Origin of the sequence: Mucilaginibacter oryzae (genome assembly GCF_003148845.1) — a bacterium.
In the GTDB taxonomy this organism is placed as follows: domain Bacteria; phylum Bacteroidota; class Bacteroidia; order Sphingobacteriales; family Sphingobacteriaceae; genus Mucilaginibacter; species Mucilaginibacter oryzae.
Genome location: NZ_QGHA01000001.1, coordinates 242,593 through 254,609 on the forward strand (window position 1 = coordinate 242,593; position 12,017 = coordinate 254,609).

Here is a 12,017-nt window from a genome sequence, read left to right on the forward strand (position 1 = left end):
TATTGTCAACACAATACACATTATTTTGAATACCCTTATCAAATGGTTTACTTGTCTGCTACTTTGCCTGTATAGCAATGTAATACAGGCGCAAACATATAATCTTGATCATTATTTAAAGCTGGCTAAAAACAATAGCCCGCTGCTCAGAGACCTGCAGAACCAGATCGTTTCGGGGCAGTTGGATAGCATGCGCATCAAGGCGGGCTACCGGCCCCAGGTGAGCGCCAACAGTTCGGGTTTGTACGCCCCTGTTGCAGGCGGATACGGTTACGCGCCAGCCATTACCAACGAGCATACCCTGGCCGCGTTAATGGGCGTTAACCAATCGCTGGATAGCAAAAAAAATATTGCCGCGCAGATTGATGCCGTTAAACTCCAATCACAAACCATCAGCAATACGGCAAAGATCTCCGAGCAGGATTTAAAGAAAGCTGTTACCGCGCAATATATCGCGGCTTACGGCAGCCTGCAGCAGGTAAAGTTTAATCAGGATGTAATTGCCTTACTTAACCGCGAAGAAAATCTGCTCAAAAAACTTACCCGCAGCAACGTTTACCGCCAAAGTGATTACCTTACCTTTTTAGTAACCCTTAAACAACAGGAGCTTATCTTGTCGCAGGCCAGGTTACAGTATAAAAATGATTACACTACACTTAACTATCTAACCGGTATTACCGATACCTGCTATGTAGAGCTGCTCGATCCTATACTTCAAAAAAAAACATCGGTTGATGCGGCCAACAGTATCTTCTTCAGCCAGTACAAAACCGATAGTTTAAAAACGGTGAATAGCCGCGCTCTGGTGGATTTTAGCTACAAGCCCAAAATAAACCTGCTGGCAGATGGGGGCTACAACTCCGATTTTTTAAGCGGGCCGGCTTACAAGAACTTCGGTGTAAGTGTTGGCTTTAGCTTTACCCTACCGCTGTACGACGGCGGACAAAGGAAGATCCAATACCGTAAACTCTCCCTCGAAGAAGACACCCGCCGCACTTATAAGGCATTTTTCGACAGACAGTACCGGCAGCAAATCGCCCAGCTTGATCAGCAGATCACCGGCAGCGAACAACTGATAGCCCAAATTGACGAGCAAATGAAATACACCGAAAGCCTGGTAAAGGTAGACACCCAGTTGATGCAAACCGGCGATGTGCGCGTGGCCGACCTGGTGCTGGCTATTAACAATTATCTCGCCATCAAAAACCTTAAAACACAAACCAATATCAACAGGCTGCAACTCATCAATCAGCTAAATTACTGGAACAAATAATATGAAACTCAAACATATATTTATTACCGCCTGCATATTGGCAACCTTGTACGGCTGCAAGGGCAAAACCCAGGCTGCCGATGATAGCGGAGAAGATGTGGGATCCGCACAAACCCCTGTCACCGTAACCACCGTAAGCGATAGCGCTATGGTTGATTATATCGACCTTAATGCCACTTCTGTTTTTCAGCAAAAAAACATCGTAAAAGCCAATGCTAACGGCTATGTGCAAAAGGTAAGTATCCTGCCTGGTCATTTTGTAAACAAAGGTGAACTGATATTCAGCATCAAAACCAAAGAAGCCCAAAGCATAGGCAACAGCATTAATGTATTGGACACCACTTTTAAGTTTTCGGGTATTAATAAAATAAAAGCCCCGGGCAGCGGTTACGTTACCCAGCTCAACCACCAGCAAGGCGATTACGTGCAGGATGGCGAACAACTGGCCGTAATAAGCGACCGCGAAAGCTTTGCATTTATCATGCAGCTGCCTTATGAGCTTAAGGGATATTTGAAAAACAATGCGAATGTTCAGCTGATTCTCCCCGGCGGTGAAAAAATTACCGGGCAAATAGCCTCGTCCATGCCCGCGGTCGATTCGCTTGCACAAACCCAGGGTATCGTGATTAGAGTTAATGGCAACAACCCGATTCCCGAAAACCTGGTAGCCAGGGCCCGCATTATCAAAACCGTCAGGCCGCACACCACATCGCTGCCAAAATCGGCTGTATTGAGCAACGAGACACAAACCGAGTTTTGGGTAATGAAACTCATCAACCCTACAACCGCGGTAAAAACACCTGTAACCAAAGGTATTGAAGCCGGTGACAGGGTGGAAATATTAACGCCAAAATTTTCGGTAGGCGATAAAATTGTGGTAACAGGAAATTACGGGCTGACGGATACGGCAAAGGTAAAAATAAGCCCCCTCTAAATCTCCCCCGGTAGGGGAGACTTTTTGTTCGCGTTAAAAACGAGCTAATGTGGCAAAATAATTTAATAACTAATTTTCTCCGGGTATCCCACAACCGGAGCAGTATTTAAAGCCCTCCCTACCGGGGAGGGTTTGGGTGGGGCTTATATGAACCAGCAAAAAAACTATTTCATAACGCACCGCAAGCCTTTGGGGCTGGTACTGGCGCTCATTATCATGGGCGGACTTTTTGCCTATTCCAAACTGCAAACCTCGCTTTTCCCCGAAATTACTTTTCCGAAGATCAAGATCATTGCCGATCAGGGTTTACAGCCGGTGAACAAAATGATGGTTACCGTTACCAAACCGTTAGAGAATGCCATTAAACAGGTGCCCGATCTGCAATTGGTGCGCAGCACCACCAGCAGGGGCAGTTGCGAGATCTCGGCCCTTTTTAACTGGAATGCCGATATCGACCTGAGCCAGCAGCGTATCCAATCAAGCATTGACCAGATCAGGAATGATCTGCCTGCCGATGTTAATATCAGCGTGGCAAAAATGAACCCCTCCATTTTGCCGGTTAGCGGTTATACTTTAGAGAGCCATAACCTCTCGCCTATCGAGTTGAGGCAACTGGCCACCTATACGGTAAAACCATTCCTATCGCAGGTTGATGGGGTATCCGAAGTGCGGGTGATTGGCGGTAAACTAAAGGAGTATTGGCTTATGCTTGATCAGGAAAAAATGACCGCTTTAGGTCTTACGCCTGATATTATCAGTACCACGCTCTCAACCACCAACTTTGTAAAATCGGAAGGTTATTTATCAGATTACAAGCGCATGTACCTCACAGTTACCGATGCTACAATTAATACCAAAGAGCAACTGGAACAACTGGTAATCAGCAACAACCGCAAGCGCGTAGTCCGCCTGGTCGATTTTGCTAAAATACAGGTAAATGAAGGCATCGAATACACCCGCATCAATGCCAACGGACACGACGGGGTTTTGATAGCGGTAATCAAACAACCCAACGCCAACCTCATCTCGGTAAGCAATGATATGGCCGATAAGGTGGATGCGTTAAAAAAGATCCTGCCGAAAGGCGTAACCATCAGGCCATATTATGTACAGGCCGATTTTGTGAACGATTCGGTAAAAAGCGTGAGCGATAGCCTTTGGATAGGTTTGTTACTGGCCATTATTGTCGCCATCATTTTTCTGCGCTCGGTAAAGGCAAGCGTTACCATATTGATCACTATCCCGGTAACATTAGGTTTATCCCTCCTGATCCTTTACTGGTTAGGTTACACCTTCAATATCATGACCTTGGGAGCCATTGCCGCCTCGATAGGTTTAATTATTGACGATGCCATTGTGGTAGTAGAACAGATTCACCGGGTACACGAGGAACATCCCGACGAGTTGAGCAGTCACCTGGTACGCAAAGCTATCGACTACCTGTTCCCGGCCATGGTGGGTTCATCTATCAGCACCATTGTAATTTTTATTCCGTTTGTGCTGATGAGCGGCGTAGCCGGAGCCTACTTTAAGGTATTGACCGATACCATGATCATTACCCTGCTTTCTTCTTTTTTTGTAACCTGGATAGGGCTTCCGGTAATTTACCTGCTCATCACGGGTAAACCTAAACTGAAGCAAAACGCCCAAACCAAACACGGGGAAGTACATACCGTAAAGCAACAAAAGTGGGTAAGCTTTTTCATACTGAGGCCTTATGTAAGCATCATCATCATAGCAGCGCTTGCAGCAGCTATTGTAATAGTGCCGTCATTATTAGAGACCGGCTTTTTACCTGATATGGACGAAGGCGCCATAGTGCTCGATTACAAATCGCCTCCGGGTACATCGCTCGAGGAAACCGACCGCATGCTACGCCAGATAGAAAAGCAGATTATAAAACACCCTGACGTTACTGCTTACTCGCGCCGTACCGGCACCCAAATGGGCTTTTTCATCACCGAACCCAACAGCGGCGATTACCTGATCCAACTTAAAAAAGACCGTGCCAAAAGAACGGAAGAAGTAATAAGCGACCTCCGTAAAATGGTGTCAGAAACCCAGCCTGCGCTCGAGGTAGAGTTTGGGCAGGTAATAAGCGATATGTTGGGCGATCTCACCACATCGGCCGAACCTATAGAAATCAAAGTATTTGGCGATGACCAGCAAAAATTGCAAAGCTTATCCCGACAGATTGCCGCCCTGGTTGAAAAAGTTCCGGGTACTGCCGATGTGCTGCCGGGCATCATCATCGCCGGGCCTACCGTGAGCATTCAGCCGCATTACAGCAAACTGGCCCAATTTGGCATTACCGCTGCTGACCTGCAAATGCAGGTGCAAAACGCTTTGGAAGGGAACGTGATAGGCAGTCTGTTGGAAAAAGAACAACTCTCCCCTATCCGTATGGTTTATCCGGGCAACCGCGTACTTGATGTAAACGGCATCCATAACCTGCGTATATTTTTACCTAATGGTAAACTGATTCCCATAACGGAACTGGCCACGGTAGAATTGAAAGAGGGCGACGCGGAAATAAACCGCGAAAACCTGCAAAGCATGAACGTGGTAAGCGCCCGGTTAGAAGGCAGCGACCTGGGGACCGTGATCCCGGCCATACAGAAAACCATACAAGATCATGTTAACCTGCCAGGTGGCTATCACGTGGAATATGGGGGGGCCTATTCGCAACAACAACAATCATTTAAAGAGTTGTTATTGATACTCATTACCGCCTGCGCGCTGGTTTTTGGCGTGATCCTGTTCCTGTTCAGGCAATTCAGGATAGCCATACTGATCCTGGTAATTGGCATCTTAGGTATTGGCGGAAGTTTCCTCGCGCTCTATTTAACAGGCACGCCGCTTAACGTGGGCAGCTATACCGGCCTCATCATGATTGTTGGCATTATTGGCGAAAATGCCATTTTCACCTTCCTGCAGTTTAAGGAAAGTGCCCTCGGAAATCAAAACCAGGATATCGACGCGGCTATAACCTTTGCCATCAGCACACGCCTGCGCCCAAAACTCATGACGGCTTTGGGTGCCATTATCGCCTTGATGCCGCTGGCCTTAGGCATCGGTGCCGGTGCCCAACTGCATCAGCCCTTGGCCATAGCAGTGATCGGTGGTTTTTTGGCGGCGCTGCCATTGTTACTTATTGTGTTACCGGCTATGTTGCGTATATTGTACCGCAAAGGGTTTCCGGAAAATAATAACCAATTAAATGAACAACAGGTGGCTTAGTACAGCATTTTTACAGATTCGGGATATAATTTCATGGCAATAAATAAGTCAGGAAAAATGAAAAAACACATTGTTGCTGCCGCACTGCTTTTTGCCGCTGCAATTCCCTTTAAACTGAGCGCACAAACTTATGTGGCCGATAAAACCATAGCCCTTCCCGGTAACGGCGGTTACGATTACCTGGCCATTGATCAGGTAAACCGTAACCTTTATGTATCTCACGCCACTACGGTCAATATCATTAACCTGGATACCGAACAACCGGTTGGCGTTATCGAAAGCATGAAAGGTGTACATGGTATAGCCATTGTAAACAAGCTTAACCGCGGTTTTATCAGCGATGGCAAAGCGAACGCGGTTGTGGTATTTGATCTCAAAACATTTAAAACCATTACCACCGTTGCCCTTACGGGAGCAAACGGACCGGATGCCATTATGTACGACGCTTTTTCTGACAGGGTATTTACTTTTAATGGCGAAAGCAAAAACTCGTCGGTAATTAATCCTTTAACCTTAAAGCAGGTTGGTACCGTTGCACTTGGCGGCAGCCCGGAGTTCGCCGTTAGCGATGGCAAAGGACTGATCTATAATAACCTTGAAGATAAAAGCAGCCTGGATGTTATCGACAGTAAAAAACTGAAGGTAGTTAAAAACCATCCGCTGGCACCCTGCGGCGGCCCAACAGGTTTGGCGCTTGATGCGGTTAATAAACGTTTGTTTACTGTTTGCCGTGAAAATAAAGGTGTAAGCGTTGTTGATATTAATACCGGTAAAGTTATTGCTACACTGCCTATAGGTGCCGGTGTGGATGCAGTGGCTTACGATGCTGAAACTAAACTGATCTTCTGCTCGTGCGGCGATGGAGTTACCACCATCATCAAACAAAAATCAGCAAATGATTATGAAGTTGTTCAATCTCTTAAAACTGAAGAGCGTGCGCGTACTATGGCTTTGGATGTAAAAACGCATAAAATTTACCTCAGCGCAGCACAATTTGAGCCAGGCACACGTACAACAGTGCCGAATACCTTCAAAGTTTTGGTGTATAAACCAAAGTAAATTTTATATAAAATAGCTGTGAAATATTCATGAAGAATTAATTTATTCCTGATATTACTAATTAAATTTTACAAAAAAATGAACTTTAATAGACGTTATTACTATATTTAACGTTTTACCACTATATGATTAAAAAAACTGATTTTGTCTATTCACAGGAATCTGAACCCCACAGGATCCGGACGAAGAAAATTTTAAAAGAGTTTCCGCAACTGCGTAAGCTGATAGGTAAAAACCCCAAAACCATATGGGCCATTATCGGGCTTGTATCTTTCCAGGTGATATTGGCCTGGTTTGTACGCGACCAATCATGGTGGATTGTTTTTGGTGCAGCCTATCTTTTAGGTGCTTTTGCTGATCATGCCTTGTTTGTAATGATTCATGAATGTACCCACCAGTTGCTTTTTAAAAACCGTAATGCTAACCGCTGGGCATCTATGTTTGCCAATTTACCGCAAATATTGCCAAGCGCTATTTCGTTCGAAAAATACCACATCAAACACCACGCTTTTCAGGGTGTGCATGAGTTGGATGCCGACCTGCCTAACAAATGGGAAGCAAAACTGATCAACAATTCGTTTTTTGGTAAAGCCTTATGGTTATTGTTTTTCCCGGTGTTCCAGTTATTCCGTTTATCGCGTTTACGCGAGATTCATCCGTTTGATAAATGGATCCTGACCAACTGGTTGTTGCAGGCAGCTTTTACTACAGCTATAGCCTACTTTATGGGCTGGCACGCGGTAGCGTTCCTGTTACTCAGTTTTTCTTTTTCGGTTGGCCTGCACCCGCTTGGCGCCCGCTGGATCCAGGAGCATTACCTTACCGTTACCGAAGAGCAGGAAACCTACAGCTATTACGGTAATTTTAACGCGGTAGCGTTTAACGTAGGTTTTCATAATGAACACCATGATTTTCCTTCTATCCCATGGAATAAACTCCCCGAGATCAGGAAAACGGCACCGGAATATTATGATACCCTGTACTACCATACCTCATGGACCAAACTGTTCTTCCAGTTTTTGTTCGACAGGGAAATCTCGTTATTTAACCGCATCGTTCGCCGTGACAGGGGAAAAGTAGCCCTAACCGATATCTCCAAACCAGATATCGACCTGGTAAAAGCCGAAGTTTCAAAACCCCAGCTTGAAGAAGTAGAAAAATAACAAAAAGGGCCCCTTTAAAAGGGCTCTTTTTATTAGATACCGTACTCTTATCATGCTTACTAATGCCCCGGCACAAAAAATTAAACCTTTTTTATTGCACACCTTGTATCCATCCAAATAATTTACGTATTTTGCTAACAAAATTAGCAAAATGAATAACCTAAGCATATCCGACCAACTGGTAATTTTCAGCCGCTATATTGGTCAACAAGTACTGGTTAGCAGCAAGTTGAATGATAATATCAGTACCGGCACGCTAAGCGGTATAAAATCAGATGCTATTGCGATTACAATTGACGGAATAAGCCGGTGGATTCCCCTGTATGACAATTTCAGGCTTTGCGAGATCAGGTTACTACTGAAACCTTTAAGAAAACAAACCGACGATATTAAGGCAACAGCCAACAGCTTGCTCAACCAGGCTTTTATAACTGCCTATTATCAACAGTTGGGTTATGATGTACCTGTATTTATCTCACCAGGGCATCCATACAATGACGGTACATTAACGAACTTAACCTGGCTGATTATCGTACAGCTACCGAAATTTATCAACAGAATACATTGCTTTACGCCTTTAATTCGGTGTAGCTAAAGTACTGGTATGAATATTGTTAACCAGTTAACGTTTTGTTGTCCGTTTTTCATATTGAATAATAAAATCCAATAATTAATAACATCTTCATACTAAAAGACTTTATTTGCGTTATTATTCGCAATAGTTAAGATGAGCCGATCAAAAAAATTAAATATACTGATACCACTTGTTTCGCTGTTTTTTTTAGCAGCATTTGCCAAGCACCGCCTGCTTGACAAGCAGGATATAACCGGCACGTTAAGCAGTAAGGAAATGGATGAAACTTCGGGTATAGCGGCGTCAACAATCAGTCCGGATACTTACTATGTGCATAATGACAGCGGGGATACCAGTCGCTTTTTTGCTATAACTCCCGAAGGTAAGTTAAAAACTACCATCTATTTTAAAGGAGATACCCATAACCCGCAGGGCGTTGCCGATTGCGAAGACATTGATGTTGGCCCGGGTCCGCAAAAAGATAAAAGCTATGTATACCTTGGCGATATTGGCGATAATGCCGGCAACCGTAAGTATATAACCGTTTACCGTTTTTTAGAAAACAAAGCCTGGGCAGCCGGTACCAACGCTAAAACTAATGCACCGGCTGTTGCTGTAAATTTCAGATACCCCGACGGCCCAAAAGATGCAGAAGCGATGATGGTTGATCCTATTGATAAGCAGTTGCTAATTGTAAGCAAACGCGGCGATACCGTGGCTATATATTCATCCCCGTTAAATTATAAAGCGAACGATACCATAACGCTTACTAAACGCGGCAAACTCTTTTTCCCCGGATTCAAGCCATTTAAATGGATCACGGCGGGTGATATCTCAAAAGACGGACAGCAAGTACTATTAAAAAGCTACGATAAAGTATATTACTGGCGCCGTCAAAACAATGAGCCGATCTGGGAAACCATGAGTCGCAAATACCGTGAATTGCCTTATAAAGGCGAAAAGCAGGGCGAAGCGATTGGCTTTACACCCGATGGAAAAGGGTATTATACAACCAGCGAGGGGGTGTTCGCGCCGATTTATTATTATAAATCCCCGGAGTGACTAAATTTTCTTTAAGGCTGGCGCTTGCGTGTCGCTCGTATCTTTACCACGATACAAGATTTATAAACCCGGCTGTTTATCGTTTGCCTAAACTGCACACGCGGTACGCGTGCGCAAGCGTTGGGATAAAATCTTCTTTAAAGCTGGTGCGCGCGTGTCGCGCGTATCTTTACCGCGATATAAGATCCATAAACATGTCTGCTTATCGTGCCTAAACTGCACATGCGACACGCGTACGCAAGCGTTGCCATTTTATTCTATCAATAAAAAAAGCCATTCAGCGTTTAAAAACTGAATGGCTTTCTTTTTGGTGTTTCATTGGATTTTATTTCTCCAATTTCACCAGTAACACACCGTGCGGGGCTACTTTAGCGGTAAAAGTTTTGCCGGTGCTTACAATAAATTTCTGCTGCCAAACATCGCGGTATTTGGTAAAGCCTTTTAAAACATCACCGGTTTTGTCCAGATCAATAGTTTGGTATTTATCAGACAAGTTGAAGATGCCGATTGCTTTGCTGCCATCCTTCAGTTCTTTAACCCAGATCTGGTAACCATCTTTTTTAACCTGCGGCATAGCGCCTTTGCCCAAGGCATCCTGGTCAATAGCCAGTACTTCGTCGTTGGTAAGTAGGCTTAAAGTGAACCTATCCAGATGGCCCATATCACAGCCAATCAGCAAAGGTGCAGAAAGCAGGCTCCAAAGGCTGATGTGGGTATATTGCTCATCAAAACTCAGGCGCGTATTGTGCAGGCTTGGCCCCCAGCCCACTTTACCCACCACCAGCATATCCGGATCATTAAAATGCCCCGGACCGGCATATGGCGAAGCTGCATCCTGCCTGAAACCGATATCGCTCATACTTCTCCACGTATCCTCGATATCGCCGGTTGTACGCCAGCTGTTACCACCGGTTTCGGCGCCCCATTTCCATACATCCCCCCAACCGTATTGGCAAAAGCTGAACATAATATCACGGTTAACTTTATTAAGTGATGAACGCATCAGTTGGTAAGGCTTTTTCAATGCGGCCAAATCAGGGTTTGGCGGCGTAACCTCCGAATAGGAACACCAGTCATATTTCAGGTAATCGAAACCCCAGTCGGCATAAGTTTTTGCGTCCTGGTCTTCGTGTTGCCAGCTACCCAAAAATCCGCCGCAGGTACGCGGGCCCGGCGATGAATAGATACCTGTATGCAAGCCTAAACTATGCACATAATCGGTAAGGCGTTTCATATCCGGAAATTTGCTGTTGGATACTATGGCACCATCTGCCGCGCGGTTTTCGGCTTCCCATCCATCGTCAATGTTTACATAGTTCCAGCCGTAAGCGCTTAGCTTATCGGCCATAGCTTTTGCCGAAATCTTTACTTTATCCTCGTTAACACTTAATCCCCATGCATTCCAGCTGTTCCAGCCAAGCGCCGGGGTAAGGCCAATTTTATCACCAATACTAATAGTAAACTCTTTTGATTTTGTGCCGAGACTATTGCTTACGGTTAATGTAACCTTATAATCACCTGCCTGGCTAACCGAGCCGGTTATGATACCCGTAGCGGCATCCAGTTTTAAGCCCTCTGGCAGGCCTGTAGCTTTATAGGCAAGCGGCTTTTTACCGGTAGCGGGAACCAGGTACAGGAAAGGGTTACCCGGCCTTGCACCATAAACCTCTGGTCCGTTAATTTTTGGTTTGGCAGATGGAGAAGGCGTTAAGATGTACGGTGTGGTTTCGGTTTTAACAATATCCTTGCCCGATTTTTCATCATGAAAAGTATAAGCGATGTTGTATGATTTTTTTGCGAGCCTTGCTATCACAAACGAATAAGTAAACGGTTTACCCGATGTAAAATGAGCCGGGTTTGTTTTTTCGTAAATCACCGCACCGGTTTCGGGATCGGTAACTTTAAAGGCAAGTTGCCCCTGGTACTCGTACTTATTGGTAGTTTGCAGTTTGATGGCTTTGGCCAGGCTGTTATTTTCTTCAAAACTAAAATCGCCATCGGTGTTCACATGCACATTATCCATTACATCGGCCATTGCCAAAGTAAACTTCTCGCCGTAAATACCACCATCACCGCCGGTATCAAATACCCGGATAGCCAGCACATTTTCCTGATCCCATAAAATAGCGGGGTTGTTGGCCGCGATGGTATAACTACGCCGACCGTAATGGCCATCTTTTATGGAACCGCCTGCACCGCCGTATTTGGCTATCAGTTTACCATTCAGGTAAACCTCATCATTATCATCAACGCTGGCCAGGTTTAGGCGCACGCTATCTTTTAAAAACGACTTTTCTTTAAGCGATGCCGGGATCACTACATGGATGCGGTACCAGCCGAAGCCGTCGTAACTCGGATGGCCCTGACGTTCCCAATTGTGATTTACATCAATGTCCTGCCAGTTTTTATCGTTAAAAGTTGGCGACGCCCACTGTACCGAATCGCCTACGGCAAATTTCCAGCCTTTGTTAAGCTCAACCTCCTGTGCCGACACAGCAAGGCAGCCGCCGACCAGCAAAAGCAAGGTAAAAATCTTCTTAATCATTTATTAATGGTTTAAAATTTAAATTGAAGGCCCGCAGGCCGGTTAGTATCTGCATTTTAAAGGTACAATGATTTTGAAAAACAGGAAATGTATTGGTAACATTTATTTTATCCGATCATTGCGGGCCAACCTAAAGATTTGGTTAATATCAGCGTAAACAACCAAAG

At 45.0% G+C, this 12,017-nt stretch carries 8 protein-coding genes; 7 read left to right on the top strand and 1 reads right to left on the bottom strand.

Going from position 1 to position 12,017, the window contains the following annotated elements:
• Positions 1-25: 25 nt before the first annotated feature.
• The 7 genes from LX99_RS00985 (at position 26) to LX99_RS01015 (ending at position 9,305) form a co-directional block, all read left to right on the top strand.
• Positions 26-1,273, top strand: a complete 1,248-nt coding sequence (locus LX99_RS00985; RefSeq protein ID WP_146203036.1) for a TolC family protein — start codon at positions 26-28, stop codon at positions 1,271-1,273.
• A 1-nt stretch (position 1,274) separates the two neighbouring features.
• Positions 1,275-2,207 carry an efflux RND transporter periplasmic adaptor subunit gene (locus LX99_RS00990; RefSeq protein WP_109605595.1) on the top strand — a complete coding sequence of 311 codons (933 nt, stop codon included), beginning with the start codon at positions 1,275-1,277 and terminating at the stop codon, positions 2,205-2,207.
• Between the two features lie 147 nt (positions 2,208-2,354).
• The gene (locus LX99_RS00995) at positions 2,355-5,447 is read left to right on the top strand and encodes an efflux RND transporter permease subunit (RefSeq protein ID WP_109606920.1); all 3,093 of its coding nucleotides are present in this window, start codon (positions 2,355-2,357) and stop codon (positions 5,445-5,447) included.
• A 57-nt stretch (positions 5,448-5,504) separates the two neighbouring features.
• The gene (locus LX99_RS25485; RefSeq protein ID WP_170122592.1) at positions 5,505-6,506 is read left to right on the top strand and encodes a YncE family protein; all 1,002 of its coding nucleotides are present in this window, start codon (positions 5,505-5,507) and stop codon (positions 6,504-6,506) included.
• A 125-nt stretch (positions 6,507-6,631) separates the two neighbouring features.
• Positions 6,632-7,669 carry a fatty acid desaturase gene (locus LX99_RS01005; protein WP_109605599.1) on the top strand — a complete coding sequence of 346 codons (1,038 nt, stop codon included), beginning with the start codon at positions 6,632-6,634 and terminating at the stop codon, positions 7,667-7,669.
• 151 nt (positions 7,670-7,820) lie between these two features.
• Positions 7,821-8,264, top strand: coding sequence for a hypothetical protein (locus LX99_RS01010; protein ID WP_109605601.1), 444 nt, complete (start codon positions 7,821-7,823; stop codon positions 8,262-8,264).
• Positions 8,265-8,396: 132 nt separating this feature from the next.
• Positions 8,397-9,305 carry a hypothetical protein gene (locus LX99_RS01015; protein ID WP_109605603.1) on the top strand — a complete coding sequence of 303 codons (909 nt, stop codon included), beginning with the start codon at positions 8,397-8,399 and terminating at the stop codon, positions 9,303-9,305.
• A 325-nt stretch (positions 9,306-9,630) separates the two neighbouring features.
• Here the strand turns inward: LX99_RS01015 and LX99_RS01020 are convergent, their stop codons facing one another.
• Positions 9,631-11,850 (bottom strand): putative Ig domain-containing protein, encoded by a 2,220-nt coding sequence (locus LX99_RS01020; protein WP_109605605.1) that lies wholly within the window; start codon positions 11,848-11,850, stop codon positions 9,631-9,633.
• Between the last annotated feature and the right edge of the window lie 167 nt (positions 11,851-12,017).